The organism is Halocatena salina (assembly GCF_023115355.1).
Lineage (GTDB): Archaea > Halobacteriota > Halobacteria > Halobacteriales > Haloarculaceae > Halocatena > Halocatena salina.
In genome coordinates, this window is record NZ_CP096019.1 from 1,624,778 (window position 1) to 1,642,164 (window position 17,387).

Annotated in this window: 18 protein-coding genes; 5 read left to right on the forward strand and 13 right to left on the reverse strand. The window is 60.7% G+C overall.

The window, feature by feature from the left end; translation table 11 throughout:
- Window positions 1–75: 75 nt before the first annotated feature.
- The gene (locus MW046_RS08325; protein WP_247992655.1) at window positions 76–1,140 is read right to left on the reverse strand and encodes a phosphotransferase family protein; all 1,065 of its coding nucleotides are present in this window, start codon (window positions 1,138–1,140) and stop codon (window positions 76–78) included.
- 137 nt (window positions 1,141–1,277) lie between these two features.
- On the opposite strand from MW046_RS08325, the gene MW046_RS08330 reads away from it, so the two are divergent.
- Entirely contained in the window at window positions 1,278–2,690 is a 1,413-nt protein-coding gene (locus MW046_RS08330; protein ID WP_247992656.1) for an FAD-binding oxidoreductase, read from the forward strand.
- Between the two features lie 139 nt (window positions 2,691–2,829).
- On the opposite strand, the gene cysE is transcribed toward MW046_RS08330, so the two are convergent.
- The 6 genes from cysE to MW046_RS08360 all read right to left on the reverse strand — a co-directional run bounded on the left by cysE (window position 2,830) and on the right by MW046_RS08360 (window position 9,030).
- Entirely contained in the window at window positions 2,830–3,387 is a 558-nt protein-coding gene (gene cysE / locus MW046_RS08335; RefSeq protein ID WP_247992657.1) for a serine O-acetyltransferase, read from the reverse strand.
- A gap of 73 nt (window positions 3,388–3,460) precedes the next feature.
- The gene (locus MW046_RS08340) at window positions 3,461–3,709 is read right to left on the reverse strand and encodes a BolA family protein (protein ID WP_247994750.1); all 249 of its coding nucleotides are present in this window, start codon (window positions 3,707–3,709) and stop codon (window positions 3,461–3,463) included.
- Window positions 3,710–3,789: 80 nt separating this feature from the next.
- Window positions 3,790–5,292, reverse strand: coding sequence for a PH domain-containing protein (locus tag MW046_RS08345; protein ID WP_247992658.1), 1,503 nt, complete (start codon window positions 5,290–5,292; stop codon window positions 3,790–3,792).
- Complete coding sequence (locus MW046_RS08350; protein WP_247992659.1) at window positions 5,289–5,747, reverse strand: PH domain-containing protein; 459 nt, start codon at window positions 5,745–5,747, stop codon at window positions 5,289–5,291. The genes MW046_RS08345 and MW046_RS08350 overlap by 4 nt, the downstream gene beginning before the upstream one ends.
- Window positions 5,748–5,821: 74 nt before the next feature.
- Complete coding sequence (pyk, locus tag MW046_RS08355) at window positions 5,822–7,582, reverse strand: pyruvate kinase (protein WP_247992660.1); 1,761 nt, start codon at window positions 7,580–7,582, stop codon at window positions 5,822–5,824.
- Window positions 7,583–7,599: 17 nt separating this feature from the next.
- Complete coding sequence (locus MW046_RS08360) at window positions 7,600–9,030, reverse strand: aldehyde dehydrogenase family protein (RefSeq protein WP_247992661.1); 1,431 nt, start codon at window positions 9,028–9,030, stop codon at window positions 7,600–7,602.
- A 369-nt stretch (window positions 9,031–9,399) separates the two neighbouring features.
- Between MW046_RS08360 and MW046_RS08365 the strand changes: the two genes are divergently transcribed.
- Window positions 9,400–10,074, forward strand: a complete 675-nt coding sequence (locus MW046_RS08365) for a helix-turn-helix domain-containing protein (RefSeq protein ID WP_247992662.1) — start codon at window positions 9,400–9,402, stop codon at window positions 10,072–10,074.
- A gap of 34 nt (window positions 10,075–10,108) precedes the next feature.
- On the opposite strand, the gene MW046_RS08370 is transcribed toward MW046_RS08365, so the two are convergent.
- The 4 genes from MW046_RS08370 to MW046_RS08385 all read right to left on the reverse strand — a co-directional run bounded on the left by MW046_RS08370 (window position 10,109) and on the right by MW046_RS08385 (window position 13,235).
- Window positions 10,109–10,693, reverse strand: a complete 585-nt coding sequence (locus MW046_RS08370) for a DUF8054 family protein (RefSeq protein WP_247992663.1) — start codon at window positions 10,691–10,693, stop codon at window positions 10,109–10,111.
- Window positions 10,690–11,457 carry a nucleotide-binding protein gene (locus tag MW046_RS08375; protein WP_247992664.1) on the reverse strand — a complete coding sequence of 256 codons (768 nt, stop codon included), beginning with the start codon at window positions 11,455–11,457 and terminating at the stop codon, window positions 10,690–10,692. The genes MW046_RS08370 and MW046_RS08375 overlap by 4 nt, the downstream gene beginning before the upstream one ends.
- A gap of 89 nt (window positions 11,458–11,546) precedes the next feature.
- Window positions 11,547–12,779, reverse strand: coding sequence for a DHH family phosphoesterase (locus tag MW046_RS08380; protein ID WP_247992665.1), 1,233 nt, complete (start codon window positions 12,777–12,779; stop codon window positions 11,547–11,549).
- Between the two features lie 48 nt (window positions 12,780–12,827).
- Window positions 12,828–13,235 carry a universal stress protein gene (locus MW046_RS08385; protein ID WP_247992666.1) on the reverse strand — a complete coding sequence of 136 codons (408 nt, stop codon included), beginning with the start codon at window positions 13,233–13,235 and terminating at the stop codon, window positions 12,828–12,830.
- Window positions 13,236–13,304: 69 nt separating this feature from the next.
- Here MW046_RS08385 and MW046_RS08390 point away from each other — a divergent pair, with 69 nt between their 5' ends.
- The 3 genes from MW046_RS08390 to MW046_RS08400 all read left to right on the forward strand — a co-directional run bounded on the left by MW046_RS08390 (window position 13,305) and on the right by MW046_RS08400 (window position 15,604).
- Window positions 13,305–13,700, forward strand: coding sequence for a universal stress protein (locus MW046_RS08390; RefSeq protein ID WP_247992667.1), 396 nt, complete (start codon window positions 13,305–13,307; stop codon window positions 13,698–13,700).
- A gap of 316 nt (window positions 13,701–14,016) precedes the next feature.
- Window positions 14,017–14,451, forward strand: a complete 435-nt coding sequence (locus tag MW046_RS08395) for a bis(5'-nucleosyl)-tetraphosphatase (protein ID WP_247992668.1) — start codon at window positions 14,017–14,019, stop codon at window positions 14,449–14,451.
- A gap of 88 nt (window positions 14,452–14,539) precedes the next feature.
- Window positions 14,540–15,604 (forward strand): DUF5787 family protein, encoded by a 1,065-nt coding sequence (locus MW046_RS08400; protein WP_247994751.1) that lies wholly within the window; start codon window positions 14,540–14,542, stop codon window positions 15,602–15,604.
- A gap of 22 nt (window positions 15,605–15,626) precedes the next feature.
- Here the strand turns inward: MW046_RS08400 and MW046_RS08405 are convergent, their stop codons facing one another.
- Window positions 15,627–16,097: a DUF5797 family protein gene (locus tag MW046_RS08405; RefSeq protein WP_247992669.1), complete on the reverse strand. Its 471-nt coding sequence runs from the start codon at window positions 16,095–16,097 to the stop codon at window positions 15,627–15,629.
- A 98-nt stretch (window positions 16,098–16,195) separates the two neighbouring features.
- Window positions 16,196–17,359 carry a mechanosensitive ion channel gene (locus tag MW046_RS08410; protein WP_368411322.1) on the reverse strand — a complete coding sequence of 388 codons (1,164 nt, stop codon included), beginning with the start codon at window positions 17,357–17,359 and terminating at the stop codon, window positions 16,196–16,198.
- Window positions 17,360–17,387 lie beyond the last annotated feature (28 nt).

Genomic DNA, 17,387 nt, shown 5'->3' on the forward strand with positions numbered 1-17,387 from the left:
ACCGTGTTATAGTCCGGGGGTAGGGATGGGTCGGTACTGACGTCTGGATCCCGATCCGAAAGCCGGAGAACCTGCTTACAACGGTTCGTGGCCGTCGATGATCCGTTGAGCACGTTCGGCGAGCTGTGGGACGCCCTCGCGCATGCGCGGATACATCGGATCGTCCGAGTTACCTTCGAGATACCGTCTGAAGAACATCTCTCCGAGGGCAGCGAGCTTGTACACGGCGAGCGCGCGGTAAAACCGGTCGTTCTCGAACGTAAAGCCCGTCTCCGCCTCGTAGCGATCGATCAGTTCTTGGCGCGTCTGATACGCTTCCGTTTGCATGAACGTCGCAGAAAGCGTTTGTGTCGCCTCGGGTGGATCGGGATCTCCCTCGTCCCACCAGTACGACAGCAGCCACCCCAGATCAGTGAAGGGATCGCCGAGTGTGCTCATCTCCCAATCGAACACGCCGACGATTTCGGGATCCTCACCGGCGTACATCACGTTGTCGAGTTTGTAATCTCCGTGGACGAGCGTCGATGGCGTCGAGTCAGGCACGTTCGATTGCAGCCACTCCATCACGTCGTACAGCTCCGTCACTTCCCGTTCTTCGGCCGTCACTTCGAAGGCCCACATCAGCTGTTCAGACCACCGCCGTACCTGTCGTTCGGTGAATCCGGGCGGGTGGCCGAGATCGCCGAGACCGACCGCCTCGTAGTCGACGGTGTGAATGGCCGCGAGCGTCTCGATGAGCTCGGTTCCGATCGCCCGTCGTGGGGCGGGTCGCTGATACTGCTCGGGTTCGTTCGAGCGGATGACATTGCCCCTGAGCCGTTCCATCACGTAGAAATCGCTACCCAGCACGTCGTGATCCTCACACGCCAGTACCGTCCTCGGCACCGGCACAGCCGTCTCCTGAAGGGAATCGAGCACGTGGTACTCGCGAAGCACGTCGTGGGCTGTCTCAGCCACATCGCCCGGCGGCGGCCGACGGACGACGAGATCGTGTGCGCCCCACGTAACGAAGATGGTTTCGTTGGAATGACCCTCCTGGTGGTGGTCGAGTTGGTACTCCTCGACCGGTCCGAGTTCGGATTCGAGATACGTTGCGAGCCGATCTGGATCCACGAGACGCTGGAAATACTCTTCACTCACCGGAAATCACGTCCACTTCCCTGTTAGTCCGGACTACTGAATATCCTTCGTGTGTCGTGACACCGTCTCGCCTCTCAGCTGAATCGACATTCAAAGCTCCCGATAGATGTATCTTCACGGGGTTGTTGACACGTATCGTGACTCACGACTGTTCGTTTCTCGACGATGTAGGGGTGGCAGTTTCGTACACGGAGTCGGACAGACAGAGCCATGCTGCCGATTTCGGTGGTGAAGCGTTCGATCTCGCCGTCACGCCTGACGCGGTCGTCCGTCCCGAATCCACCGCTGAAGTGTCTGCTGTGTTGTCGGCAGCAACCGATCGTGGGGTTCCGGTTACGCCGTACGCCGGGGGAACGAGCCTCGAAGGCAATCCCGTTCCGGCTCACCAGGGAATCAGCATGGACATGATGGAGATGGACGCAGTGCTCGACGTTCGGCCCGACGATTTCCAGATCGACGTAGAGCCGGGCGTGATCGGCTCGTCGATCAACGAGGCGGTCGAAGAACACGGGCTATTTTTCCCACCGATGCCGGCCGCCAACGATATTGCAACGATCGGTGGCATGATCGTCAACGACGCCAGCGGAATGACGACCGTCAAATACGGCGAAGTCGGTGATTGGGTGCTCGAACTGGAGGTGGTTCTCGCCGATGGGTCGGTGATCACAACTGGCAGCACGGCGATCAAAACCTCAAGCGGCTACAATCTCTTGGATCTGTTCGTTGGGAGCGAGGGAACGCTTGGAGTGGTCACGCGCGCAACCCTCGAACTCGAACGGCTGCCGGAGCAAACACGCGGCGGGCGGGCGATCTTTCCGACGCTCGATGCGGCGACCGAAGCCGTCTTTGACGCGGTTCGGTCGGGCGTCGATGTCGCCACCATCGAACTCATCGACGATTTGAGTGCTCGCATGGCGAACGCACACCTCGACACGGGACTCCCGGACGCCCCGATGGTGTTTCTGGAGTTCCACAGTCCCGGCGTTGAAACCGCGGTCTCGCGCTGTCGCTCCGCGTTCGAGCGCCACGACGTCGACCGGTTCGAAATCGCCACCGACGACGAGCGGATGGATGACCTGTGGACGGCCCGCCGGGAGCTTGCCATCGCGCTCCAGACGTACGATCCCGATCGCAGGCCGCTCCATCCCGGCGACGTGACCGTGCCGATCAGCGAGTATCCGGCAATCATTCGGTATGCGAAATCGCTGGCCGAGGAGCACGATCTGCTCGTTCCTTGCTTTGGCCACGCGGGCGACGGCAACGTCCACTACTCGGTGTTCGTCGATCACGACGACCCGGAAATGGTGGTCCGCGGCGAGGACGTGTACCGCCACATTGTCGAGAAAGCCATCGACTGTGGCGGCACCGCGACAGGCGAGCACGGCGTCGGGCTGGGCAAACGGGAGTATCTGACGGCCGAACACGGCGAATCGGGCGTCGAGGCGATGCGGCGGATCAAACGCGCACTCGATCCACACGACACGCTCAACCCCGGAAAGATATTCCCGGAAACCGCCGAGGGAGAACGGGTTCGAGAGGATGAGGGGTGATCCTAAACAGCCTGAAAGCAGAACCCTCGGTATGAACCACGTACAGCTTGATGTCTACAAACACACATATAGATCTGATTAGCTCGATAGCTCCATATCGGCTCGAATGCGATTTAACAGTCATCAGTTCTGCGCCACATCACTCCCCGAACTCCTCTTGGGCCTCCGCGAGGTAGTCGGTTCCACAGTCACCGACCAGCTCCGCAGGCACCCCGACGACGGTGCAGTTGGGCGGGACGGATTCGAGCACGACCGACCCGGACCCGACGCTCGAATCGTGGCCGACCGTGATCGGGCCGAGCAGCGTGGCGTTCGCACCGATGGTCACGTCGTTTTCGAGCGTCGGATGGCGCTTTTCGGGTTCTAACGAGTCACCGCCCAACGTTACCCCGTGGTACAACATCACGTCGTCACCGATCTCCGCGGTCTCTCCTATCACGACGCCCGCCCCGTGGTCGATGAAAAACCGTCGACCGATCTCAGCTCCGGGGTGGATCTCGACGCCCGTCAGAAAGCGCGCCAGATGAGACAAGAATCGACCGGTGAGGAGAAATCCGCGTTCCCAGAGCGTGTGTGCGAGGCGGTAGATCCAGATCGCATGAAGTCCTGGGTAAAACAGTAGAACCTCGGGAACGCTTTTGGCTGCCGGATCCCGTGCGAATGCTGTCTGTACGTCCTCGTGAATCCGATCGAACATGCTACCCACTGTAGGAGATGCGTAGGGATATAGGCTGATGGTTTGATAGATTTGACCGCGAGCGGCCAGCTCCTTACTGTTCGTCGTGTTCGTCAGGTGTGTACGTTTTCAGTTCGAGCGCGTGGATATCTCGTGTCATGTGCTCACCAAGTGCATCGTACACGCGTTGATGCTGGTCGACCAATGTTTCACCGTCGAACGCCGGTGATACGACCACAGCGGCAAGGTGATCCTCGTCGTGGTCTCCTCGCGGGTGAGTGACGGTTGCTCTGGCGTCTTCTATTTCCGCCTCGATGAGGCGTTCGACCTCGTCTGGAGTCACGTCCGGTGTAACGGTCCGGTCGGAGATAACGGCAACGGCAGTGGCTACAGTCGGTGTGTTCCGGTTTGTTGGTGACGGGGTCACAGTGTGCGCTGGAGGCGTTCACCCAACAGGGTGTACAGCCGGTCGGCAGTGTCGCTGTTGATGTCGTAGGCTGTCGGCGAGTTGCCTCCCAGCGTAGTCGAACTTGCGATGTCGACTGTCAGCGTGGCGAGTCCGAGTCGGCGTTGGAAGATCGTTCGGCTCGTAAAGACGGCTTGAAGCCGGTAGTACGGAACGATCTGCGTCGTTCGTCGCCAGTAGCCGGTCCGAAACGCCACGTGCTCCTCGCCGACGTGATAGCCCCGGTGTTTCCATTTGTAGTGAGCCGCGATCGGGGTGATCGGAAGAACCACCGCCGGCAGATACCAGAGCGTGAACCCGCCGAGGACCTGCGAAAGGAGATATCCCACGGCGATCAGTCCACCGACGACGAGGAGATACTGGGCGAAATACCGACGCCGTGCTCGCTTTGGAAGCCGGACGAACGTCGGATCTTCGAACGGCTCGATTTCGTGGGCGAGTTCGAACACTCGGGACCGATTCGACAGCGGGATCGCCGACTGTGATCCCTGTTCGTTCGCCTGTCCCGGGGCGTATCCGGCCGTCTCGACCGACAACCCGGCGTATCCCAGCGGTCGAGCGAGCACCGGTTCGGTGATGGTGAGCGATTGGACTTTCTCGACGGGTATGGTGCCACTGTACCGTTGCAACAGCCCGCGTTGGTAGACGAGATCCTCGCCTGCCCGTCCAAGCTTGAATCCGAAATACTCGACGACAGTGACCAGTGCGCTCACGACCCACGCACCGGCGATCACCAGCGGGATACCCACTAACGCGAGGACGATCGCCGAGTCGGGTGAGAGAGTACTCACTGAGAGCTGTTCTGGTCCCCCAAACGGCCGTGCGATCGATAGGAGGAGCGAACTCCCGAGATCAGCCATGAGCGGGACTCCAAAGAGCGCGATGAAAAACGCACCCGGACGGAGAAACGCGACCGCCAAGACGGCAAGTTCACTGGATTGCAGTTCGAACAGCGGTCTCGGTGACTGATCGGTGTCGATCGTTGTGTCGGTATCCTCTGTCACCGTCGTGTCGTCGCCCCCTGCCGCTCGCTTTCGATCCCGAACGGTCGACTGGAGCCACGCCGCTTTCTCCTCGGAGACGAAGTCTAGGGTTATCTCCGTCGATCCACCACCTGCCGTTTCCACTGTGAGGACGGCGACCCCGAACAGCCGTTTTCCGAGCGACTGTGTGACGTCGATGTTCTGGATGCGGTGAAACGGGATCTCGCGGTGCTGACGGTTGAGTACCCCTGAGGTCACATCGAACGTCTCGGTCGTGAGTTCGTACTCGAACACGAGGTAGTACGCCGCTCCGTAGCCGACCCCGAGAACGAATCCCAGGGCGGCTAGCCCGAACACGAGCAAAATCGGCCCATCCATCGCTGCGACCCCCATCATTCCGAGGAAAAATCCGAACGAGCCGACGTTCACTCCACGGCCGAGCGCGTTCCAGACGCCACTCAACGGATGGAGTTTCACACTGCATCCTCCTCGCTTTCGATCGCCAGCTCCCGGAGCCGGTTGTGGAGCGCGTTCGCGCGCTCAGAACGAAGTCCCGGAATGGTTACGTCAGCGCCCCGCGAGCCAGCCGTGTAGACGACGACGCTTGCCAATCCGAGGAGCCGTGCCACCGGTCCGCGTTGGGTATCGACGTGCTGGACGCGGACGAACGGTACCGCGGTTTCGACGCGGGTGAACACGCCTCGTTCGAGATGGAGCGCGTCATCTCGGATCTCGAACTGCCACACGCGGTACCGAAGCAGGGTGTACGGAACGACACAGCTGCCAATGCCCACGAACGCCACGACGGCGAGCCACTGCCCGATCGAGAACAGAAACGTATCGACGATGGCCACGCCGAGACTCACCACGATCGCACCCAGGAGACCGGTGAGACCCCAGATGATACGAACGCGGGGATCGAGAGATTCCATACGGTACGATATATTTACCGTCAGTAAAAACCCGATGGACGCGTGGGAGTCCGATATCGCCCGGTGACGCGACGCTATTCGTCTCGTGGCTCGTCACCGTACTCCCGAATGACGCCCTTGTACACGACACCGCGTTCGGCGTCGAGCGTGACCGTCGACGCGCCGGTGAGAGCATCGACGGCCACACCGCTCACCATCGGCACGTCCAGCTCGCGGGCAACGATCGCGGGATACCCCGTCATGCCGCGTCGTTCGGCGACGATGCCACCGACCTGCGAGAGATCGCCGGTGAACTCCGCGTCGAACGAGTCGGGTACCGCAATGATCGCTCCGTCCGGAATGTCGGTCAGCTCCCCATCCGTCGTGCGAACGACGGGACCGGCAACGCGACCGGCGACGACACACTGGCCAGTGGTGAGCACTTCACTCGCAACGTGGAGCTTGAGCAGGTTTGTCGCGTCCGTGCCGGGAAGATCGGTCATCATACCCGAAAGCACGACTACGGTGTCTCCACTTTCAACGACCGGTGTTTCGAGTGCGGTCTCGACCGCTCCTTCGATGATCGCTTGGGCACCACCGGTCGTATACTCAGTCGCGCGCGGGAGAATTCCGTGGGACAACAACAGCTGGCGGCGGACGCGCTCGTCCGGAGCTGACGCCACGATGGGGACCTCCGGGCGATATTTCGCCGTTTTCCTCGCCGTGTACCCCGACTCGCTCGCAACGACGATTGCGCTGGCACCCGCATCACGGGCGAGATACCGAGCCGAGCGAGCCAGTGCGTCGGTGCTAGCTCCGTTGGCTGCTGGTACCCGCTGTTCGCGGCGCGTACCCGCTTCTCCGCTCGCCTCGGCCGTGGTGACGATCTGATCCATCGTCTCGACGACGGCCACCGGCTGCTCGCCGACAGCGGTTTCCCCCGAGAGCATGACTGCATCCGCCCCGTCGAGAACGGCGTTCGCGACGTCCGACGCTTCCGCCCGCGTAGGTCGAGTCGAGGAAATCATCGAGTCGAGCATCTCCGTGGCGATGATCACCGGGACACCAGCGGCTTGACACCGGCGGACCAGCCGCTTTTGAATCATCGGTACGTCCTCGATCGGACACTCGACTCCGAGATCACCCCGTGCGACCATTACGCCGTAGGAGACGTCGATGATGTCGTCGATCGAGTCGACGGCTTCCCCGCGTTCTATCTTTGAAACGATCGGAATGTCGGCCCCTCGTGACTCGATCGCCTCCGCGACGGCCATCACATCGGTCGCGTTGCGCACGAAACTCGCAGCGACGAAATCGACGCCATGCTCGATCCCGACCTCGATCGCCGCGCGGTCGGTGCTGGTTACTACGTCCACGTCGAACTCGACCTCTGGCGCGACAACGCTCTTGCGCCCGCCGAGTTCGCCACCGCTCGTGATCCGCGCCGCAACTGTCTCCGCATCGACGCGCTCGATGACCGCCTCGATGCGACCGTCATCGAGATAGATCTCCGCGCCAACGTCGGCGTCGACGATCGGACTCGATATGCCGATCTCCTCGGGGGTTACCGTGTCGCCAGCCCGGAACTGAACCGTCGCCCCCTCTACGAGCGTGATCGGCTCGCTGAGTGGTGCGGTTCGAATTTCCGGTCCCTGAAGATCGAGCACCACTCCAAGCGGACGGTCGAGCGTCGCTTCGACAGACCGAACCCGCTGGATGATCGATGCGTACTGTTCGGGAGTGCCGTGGCTGGTGTTGATACGGGCGATCTCCATACCGGCCGCTGCGAGATCGCGAATCGTCGATTCATCGTTCGAAGCAGGACCGAGTGTACAGACCAGGGTTGTATCGCGCATCAGTTACAGTCTCGGTCTCAGAGGATGACACTCTTTTCTCTGAGCATCGCGTGGATCGAGGCGTCGATCCCTTCCCGACCGATCCCTGACTGTTTGATTCCACCGAACGGGATGTCACCGAGACCGTGGCTCGGTGCGCCGTTGATGCGAACCGATCCCGCTTCGAGCCGGTCGGCGATCGACAGCGCCCGGTCGTAGTTCTGGGTAAACACGCACGCATCCAGCCCGAGGTCGCTTCCGTTTGCGAGTGCGAGCGCCTCTTCGGTGTCCGAAACCGGCGTGACCGTCGCAACCGGTCCGAACTGCTCTTCGTAGACGAGCCGGGCGTCGTCGGGTACGTCAGCCAGCAGTGTCGGCTCGTAATACCGCCCATCGTACTCTCCGCCACGGATCAGTCGCGCCCCGCGATCGACTGCGTCGGTGACCAACTCATCCACCCACTCAGCCTGATCTTCGGAGATGAGCGGTCCGAAATCCGTCCGTTCATCGAACAGATCGCCCTCGATCCACGTCTCCATCTCGGCGTCGAGCCGTTCGACGAGCTCGTCGTGTACGGATTCGTGGGCGAGTATCCGACTGACAGCCGAACAGCGCTGTCCTGCGTACTTCAACGATCCCTTAGTACAGGCGGGAACGACGTCGTCGAGATCCGCGTCGGCACAGACGACGGCGGGTGCGTTCCCACCCAGTTCCATATGCAACGTCACCATTCCGCTCACGCCGGCAACGTGCTCTCCGGCTGCCGATGAGCCCGTCATTGCGATGGTATTGATCCGGTCATCGCCCGCCAACACGTCGCCGATCTCGCTTCCATGCCCCGGAACGAAGTTGAACGCGCCTGGTGGCAGGGACACGTCGCTGATGACTTCCGCGAGCAAGGCCGCGCTGATCGGCGTCTTGCTGGAGGGTGTGAGAACGACGCTGTTGCCCGCCGCGAGCGCGGGCGCGACTTGTAGCGCAGTCGTTCCGAGTGGGTAGTTGTACGGCGTGATACACAATACCGTCCCGACCGGTTCGTGTTTCACGATCGCCTCCCATCCCTCGTGGCCCTCCGTCGTTCCCTCTCGGAATTCGCCTTTCAGATGACGTATCTCTTGGGCTGCCCGGTCGAAGCGCTCGGCGGCGCTTTCGACCTCACCGCGGGCGCTCGAAATCGGTTTCCCAGCCTCCCGAACGATGATCGTGGCGAGTTCGTCCGATCGCGCGCGCAATCCGTCCGCGATCTCTTCACACCAGCCCGCACGTTCGGGAATCGTGGTCTGGCGCATCGGCTCTTTAGTGCGGTCGGCAGCACGCAACGCGGCCCGAGCATCGTCCGCGTCTGCGGCCGCGATCTCCGCGAACGTTCCTCCTTCCGCGCGGTCCGGAACCTCGATCCGCTCTGGGGTGCTTTCCCAGTCCCCATCCACGTAGAGGTGCTGGTCGTACCGTGCTGTATGAGTGGCCATGATTGACACTCGCCGGCCAACCCACAAAAGATTTACTCACATTGTACTAAACGCACTCGACAAAAAGTACCGAACATCATACTGACGACTGAACAGTGCTCGTGCACGTGTATGATGAAATATAATGTTGATTAATTCTCACTATTGTGGGCTAACGAGAGACGTCATCGTGGACCGGTTGAGACAGTGTCATCTGGTGACTGCATGGGTATGCGACACTATCGGCCCGCTACGAACGCCGTGCTCCACTTCAACGATCTCCTTTCGAAGAGGTCGCTCGTCCCGCAGATCTCATCCCAATTCCGTCTGTGATGACGCTTAATGTAGAATGAGGAAGATTTAGTACATTCCTACGAATACGTGTCATCAATGGTGACTGTCGTGTGGGCAACCCTTCCGGCATCGGATTTCGCGCTCAGCGAAACCCTCTCCGTTGCGCCGGACGCGACGTTTGAGTGTGAGCAGATCATCGAGACGGGATCTGGGACTGTGATGCCGTTGCTCTGGGTGCGCGGCGTCGATCGTGAGACGGTTGAGCGAGGCTTCGAACGGGATCACAGCGTGGATGGGTTCGAATGTTTGGCGTCGCTTGGGAACGAGGGCCTGTACCGGATGGAGTGGATCAGGCAGGTACGACTCGTTCTTCAGATACTCACGAGCACGAACGCAACGGTGTTGGACGCTGCTGGTGACAGCGAGCAGTGGACGCTCCGGATCATGTATCCACAACGCAGCGAACTCTCAGAAACGAACGAGTTCTGTGAGCGACACCGGCTTTCGTTCAGCGTCGAGCGCATCCGTGAGCTGTCCGAGGAAGTCGTCGGACAGTACGGACTTACGGAAGAACAGTTCAATGCGTTAACGATCGCGTGCGAATCGGGCTATTTCGACGTTCCCCGAGAGGTAGATCTCGACGAACTCGCCACGGAACTTGGCATCTCCCATCAGGCGTTGTCCGAGCGGCTCCGACGTGGTCACGAGGTGCTCATCAAGGAGACGTTGCTCATCGACGGTTCGTCTCAGTTCAGTATCCGATCCAACTGACCGTGTGGTCTCAGGGCCACTGTTCCGTTTCGTTTTACGACCGAACGCCATCCTCTCTGTCGACCAACTGTTCGTCGAGTCCCCACTCCTGTGCGCGCCGTTTCGCCTCCTTTTGCGCCTGTTCTCGGAGCGTTTCGATCCGATCTGCGTCGTCGAGGAACGCTGCCACGGCGTCGTGATCAGCGGGTGGCGGGGCGTGGCTCTCGGCCGAATCGACATCGGTGTCAGCCCGTCGCGCCGCTCGCTTGCGCGTCCGAGCGATGAGCGCGCGATCGCCAGTGAGATACGTCGCTGGCAGCACCGGAGGTACGGACAGGGCCGTTCCGTCGTGCACGGAGCGGAGTCGTTTCAGGGACAGCGCGTACAGATCGATCCGGCACGGTCCAACGTCCTCAAACACCGCAAGCGCTCGCTCGCCGCCGGCGTCGGTGCCGGCGTGGTAGACGAGCACTGGAACGCCTCGTTCGAACGTGAACACGCCGGTGGCCGCGTCTCGGTGGGGCACGACGACGACGTAGCCGGTCAGGGACCGATCGAGCGCTTCGAGTAGCACGGTCCGAACGTCGGAAACCACGCGCGACCGGAGGAGTTCTCCTTGGGGAATGACCAACTCCGTCATGGTGTGTCGGGGATGACTGCGCTCCGAAACCGATCGGCGACGGCTCCCGAGTCGCCGGTCCGTACGTCGAGTGCCAGCGCGGCCTCTCGATAGGCGTGGGCGGCAACCGACTCCGGAGCGTGGGCTAACAGCGGTTCGCTGGCCCGTCGTGCCGATCGGGGCGACGTGCTTTCGGGGACCGTGCCGAGAACCGGTCCCGTGAAAAATCGGGTCACTTTCCGTTCGATGGCGTCGATGGCGTCGTCGTCTCGAACGCGGTTGAACAGCACGCCTGCCACGCCCGTTCCATACGAGGTAGCGTACTCCTGTACCTTCAAGGCGTCCGATACCGACGGAATCGTCGGTTCGACCACCACGATTACGCGGTCTGCGAGCACAACGGGTAACACCGCGCTTTTGCTTCCCAAGGCGGCCGCCGAATCGAGCAACAGCACGTCGGTATCGCTTGCAAGCGTGGCGACAACGTTGCGCAACCGAGCGGGATCGACGTCCCGAAACCCTGCCAAACTCGTCCCACACGGCACGACTCGCAGTCCAAACCGGTCGTAAGACGCCTCGACCACGGCGGCTTCGTCCCGAAGCACGTCGTGTAGTGTCGTATCAGCATCGGTCAACCCCGTGTGAAACAGGATGTTCGCCATCCCTGTGTCGGCGTCGACGACCGTGACGTCGTACTCCTCGGCCAGTGCCATCCCGAGTGCGAGCGTGCTCGTCGTCTTGCCGACGCCGCCCTTCCCGCTCGCGACAGCGAACGCTTCGACCATTGGCACAGTTTCATCGACGCTTCACATATAAGTCCTCGCGCGGCTCACACACCGAGCGCTCATCACTGTGGTCAGTACGACTCCCGGTGTTATGCGGTGGCGTCGTCTTCGGGAGATGGCTCTTGTGGGAGTGACCGGAACGCATCGAGGATCAACCGTTTGGCGATCGCTCCCCGCGTCGTCCAGTGATGTGCATAATCGAGCATGTCGTCGTAGATGTCGGGTTTACAGCCCGCGGCTTTCGGATGGCCACCGCCACCGACCGCTTTTGCGACCTCGTGACACCGGGCGAACGTCTCCGTTCCTCGAATGCTCACGGGTCCGCTGGGCTTGACGACGACCGCTGCGTCCGCGCCCTGTTCCCGAAGCGCCTCCGCGACCTCGTTTTGAGAACAGCGACCGTACGTCACGCCGACTGTGAGCGGGGTGTCGTCCTCTTCGGCGCTAGCGTCCTCCGTTTCGTCTGCATCGTCGTCCGTGTTGTCCGGCGCTCCAACACCTGCAGACGGAACGGTCAGCTCGCGCAGTTCGGCACGTTCGACGGCCTTCTCGATGAGTCGTTCTTTTTCCACCCGACGGCGGGTGATGTACGCTTCCACGGCATCGGGAAAGTCGACGCCGTGGCGGCGGACCGTCGCCACGTAGATCTCGGGAGCGATCCACTGGGCGAAATCAGCGAGGTCGTCGCTCCGGGGATCCTCGCGCAGCCACAGATCGTGGTCGCGCGTGACCGCTGCCAGCGTTTGGAACCGGGGCGAAAACGCTTCGTCGAGACTCTCAAGCGCGACGTCGGTCGAACATTCCGTCTCGGAGTCACCGACGACGAGATCCACGCCCGCCGCCCGAACGCGGCGCTCGTACTCGGCGGTCCACTGATGGTGGTCGAACCAGCGTACGCTGTCGGCGTGGTCGGTCAGTTCCGACAACGGTTCGATGTCACTGTCGCGGTCCGGACAGAGATCACAGATGTAGACCGTGACGCCCGCAGACGTGTATTCGATGACTTGCTGTTGGGCATCGGTGAGGCTGTGGGGCGCGGCGGGGATGATCGCAACGTCGTGGTTGGGTAGCTCGTGCGCCGCCATCGTGGGATCAACCTCGGCTGTGAGCGCGTCGTCGTGATACGTCCGGATGAGCGCAGCACATCCGAGTCCGTCGGCGTCACTGTCGGCGATAACGACCGTATCGGCCCGGCTAAGCGTCTCGATCCGCTCTTGGTTCGGTCCATCCTCTTCGTCGTCGGGAACGAAAAACCCGGTTCCGGGGAGGATGGACTTCCGTGCGAGCGGAAGCTGATCGGCGTCGATGAGCGACTCGTTCATACAGCGCAGAGGGGATAGGTCTCAATGAAGCCCGTGGTTTCGACCCGTTCACTCCACCTCCCCGTCGGCTTCGACATCGAGATGATGGACGGTCAGCACGGGCACCGGACAGTCGTACACGACCGTTTCAGCCACACTTCCGAGATGATACCCGTATGGACCATCTCGGCCTCGAATCCCCATGACGACCACATCGGCACCGATCTCTGTCGCGTAGGAACTGATGGCTTCGGCCGGAGGGCCATCCTCGATGACGGTGGTGACTGGCCGGTCGATCCGTTCGGTGAGGTTGCGGAGTACCGCCTGTGCTCTGTTGTGAGCCTCCGCACTGTTCGATTCGACGACGGTGAGCGCGTGTAGCTCCGCGTCGAACTGGTCTGTCAGATCGAACGCCGCCTCGACCGCTCGCTCAGTGGACTTACTCCCGTCCGTTGCGACGACCACCGTCTCGAACATGTCATCGACTACTGTCCGCCCCGTCAAGTACTCCGTGGGTTTTTCTGCCCGCTGCGTGAGTGCTTACGTATGGAGATCGACACCGTGCTGGTCCCGATCGCCGAAACTGACACCGTTCCCTACGTGGTTGCACACGCGGTTGCGATCGCAGAGCAGTACGAAGCAGGAATTCACATGCTGTACGTTCTCGACAGCGATGCGACCGACACCGACGCCCTGAGCCAGCAGCTCATGGAGGCAACCCGTGCGGCTACCGATGACATCACCATCCCGCTCTCACACTCGATCATTTACGGCTTCTCGACGGAGTATCTCACCCATCACCCCGGCAGCGTCGTTTTGGATGCGAGCAACGACATCGGAGCCGACTTCATCGTCATCCCCCGCGAACGGTCACCGAACGCGCTCGGACAAGCCGCCGATTACGTCGTCCAGTATGCCACTGCTCCCGTCCTCTCGGTGTGACCATCCGTCTACCCCGGTCGGTAATGTCACCGAACCACTTACATTCACAATCCGCGATCCAACACGAACGATTGCATCATATTTATTATTTGTTCGGCCACGCAATGTGACTCATACTGTATCTTACATGTACTATCAGACGATCGGCGTACTGATGGGTCGAACAGGATGACTACCGTACATTCCGCTGGACAGAACGCTTACTGACCAGTTGACAGCGATGACGTGATCAGATCCTATCATGAGATGTGCCATCGATGCGAGAAGAAGCGGACAGGCCGACATTCTCTTAACTCCGGATAGAGTATCAGTACGCATGATTGAGGCCACGAGCGCCGGAGCAATCCTGTTCCGTGATACACGTGGCCGTCGAGAGTATCTGCTTCTCAAAAGCCGCACCGGTGATTGGGAGTTCCCAAAGGGCGGCGTTGAGGGGACAGAGGAGCTACAGCAGACGGCCATCCGTGAAGTCGAAGAAGAAGCCGGCATCGACGACATTCGACTCGTCGACGGCTTCCGTGAGGACTACGACTACGTCTTTCAGGCGGGTAGTTCGACGATCCACAAAACGGTTCACCTGTTCATCGCGAAATCGTTTCAGGCCACCGCAGAGCTCTCTTCGGAGCACAACGATCTGCAGTGGCGCGATTACGAACAGGCGGTCAACACTCTGACCCAGAAGGGTCCACGATCGGTACTCGAACATGCCCATTCGTTTCTCGATAACGGAGGACTGTACGGACACTACTGAATAATCGCGACCGACACCGGTGCCCACAGCACGGGTGGCGTGTCGGATCGAAACACGGATTCACGATCAGGTCGGAGTGTGTCCGACCGTGCAGACGTCCGAATTCACGTTCGAGCTTCGCGTTTGTCAATGGGCCGAGCGCCACTGGCCGCCCACCAGCGACGGTAGCGACGAGCGTGTGCTCATCGCCCGCCAGCTCGGCACGAAACACCGTCGATGGGACACCATCGTGGTCGAGACCGATCGTCATCGGCTCGCCGAACGGGCACGGTTCGGGACCCACCGACTCGACGCTGATCTGTTAGGTGTGGTTCGGAACGCGCCGCCGGAGTGGGCGTACTACCGCGATGTGCTCCCCCATCCGGGTTACCCGTGGCGATACGTTCGGGACGCGATCCACACCGCCGAGGATCGGGGCATCCTCGATACGAGACGACGGGGAAACCGCATCGAGATCCGACGGAAGTGGGAGTATCCCGATTGGGTCGACCGGATCGTAGCGATCGAGAACAAGCCTGATCTCGACGCGAGTGCCGCCCAAGCGCTCACCGACCAGCTTCAGCGCGACGTTGCACTCGCCCTCGCTGATGAGGTGTGGGTCGCAACCCGGGCGACCGGGGAGACGGTCGAACCGGCGTTGCTTGAACGACTCCCTGTCGAGACCGGAATCCTCACCGTGACGACCGGCGGCGATCGGGCCTCGACAGGACGAACCGACGCCCGCGTGGTGTGGCATCCCAGATCGCTCGATCGAACGGCTGTCGGAACCCGCATTCTCGAACGGGCCACGGACGGGGAGTCCGACCTGTCGGTGGCGCGATTCGAGTACGCTGATCCGGAGTGGAAAGCCACCAAACGACTCGAAATCGCAGAACGAGCCTACGAGCGCGGGTGGCGTTCGTACGTCGATTCGATGCGTCCGGACTGTCGGTGGTTCTCGCTCCGGTCGGTCGACGGCGACGTGCTCCCGTGGTGTGGCGCCAACGCGTGTTCACAGTCGTCCGCGGAGTGTTCCGGACGCTGTTCGTCCTTCGAACCGGAGCCACCCAACTGGCGGACCCGCGGCTGGCCGATCGACGGTGGTCCGGGTGCCGCCCTCAAGCGGTTACTCGCCGATCAGCGACGCCGTCACCGCATCGATCACGAGGAGTGATCTCGGTGTCGTTGCCAACACGTTAGTCGATTACGTCGACGGTGATCTCCTCGCGCTCGACGGCAAGTCGGAACGTCGGAACGGTCGTCTGTACCACCTCAACGACACCCCGATCCTGAAGCTTCCGGAGGCTGGAGCGGACTTCGTCTGCTGTCGGATCCAACCCCGTCTCTCGAACCGTATGGAGCACCGAAACGACGCTTTCCGGCTTCTCATCGGGACCCGCAATGACATCGATGATCTGCGCTTGTCGTGGCGGGACGCTGAGCGTCGTCTCGTCGGTATCGACCCCGACCAGTTCGGCTGCTTCCGGCGTCGCGCGAATCAAACTGTTCTCGTCTCGGTAGTAGTACTCTTTGAGCTCCGATTCGAGATACTGGTGAATCTCGCTCCCGCTGTCAATCCCCCAGCGTTCCTGAAGCTCTTTGTTCTTCGTCGGCTGTAGTTCCACTACGTCCGCGAGCCGTTCTTTCGCTTCCTCTGAGAGTGTCACTACCCACAGCTACGAGCGTGAGATACATCCTGATTGCGACATCCGACGGTCATGCGGATGCGAATTACAGTCTGGCAGAAAGAAACGAGCGTGGGTTCTCAATCGCTGGGTGGTTCGAAGCCCGACTCTCCCGACATGTCCGAATCCTCGTCTTCGAACGAGGCGGATCGGCGGGCCTCCCGCATCCAGTCAGCGATGTTGTCCGCGATGTAATCCTTCGAACCGAGTGCGCCACCGACGCCGGCAGCGATGATGAACGCGAGTGCAAGCGAACCGAACAACGCAGTCATTGCGATGACGAACAGCGTGTTCAAGATCGATGCGTTGAAACCCGCGGTCTGTAACGCCATCGTGATCACGAGGTAGTACACGATCGCTTTCACCCCGAGACCGACGTAGTCGGTCAGCCGTTTCCGGTCCGTCTCTGCGATCTGCGTTCCGAGCCAATCACCGAGCCAGATCCCGGCCAACAGCACTGCTGCCCCGCCGATGAGCTGGGGAATGTACACCGTGATGGTGTTCAGTAAGTTCGAAAGGATCGTGATGTTGAGGGTGTCCGCAGCTGCCAGCAACGCGATGAAGTACACGTACAGCGCCACGACCTGCCCGATAAGACCACCGATACCCCGCCGACCAGTGATCCGTTCGAGTGGCGTTCCTTCGAGGTGGAGATCGAATCCGAAGCCGCTGATGAGATCCGCGATGATGTCCTCGAGGATACGTCCTACGACTAACCCGAGCAGAAGGATCAACACAGCGCCAAAGATGGCCGGAAGATACGTACCGACGTCCGAGAGCAACTCCGTGAGCATCGGGATAGCAAGGATCTCCGCGGCGGCTAACACGGCGATGAAATACACGTAGTATTTCACCAGCTTCCCTAGACCACGCGAAAGTCCAACCCCTTTTCCATCGTCAGTATCGCCCCGCCCGTCGTCCTCCCCACTTGGAACGAACCGCCCGATATCCGCTTTTTTGAGCACCATCGTCACGATCCGGCCCAACAGACGGCCAACGATCCATCCCACGAGTAGTACGATGAGTGCCCCAACCAATTGAGGGATGTATGATATTATTTGGGATATTATATCTCCGAGAACATTTCTATCTTGTAATTGGAACATTTCTTTTGTTATGTATTGTGTGCTTGATGTCATTTTTGGGGATTGTTCGGTGAAATATGATGTCTGATGCGCTTTCTGACGGGATACATCACAGGCTGTGTTTGACGCTCTCAGTAATGAAAGGTGGTGTTCGTTCATATCGGATGTATGAACAAAATGGATTACT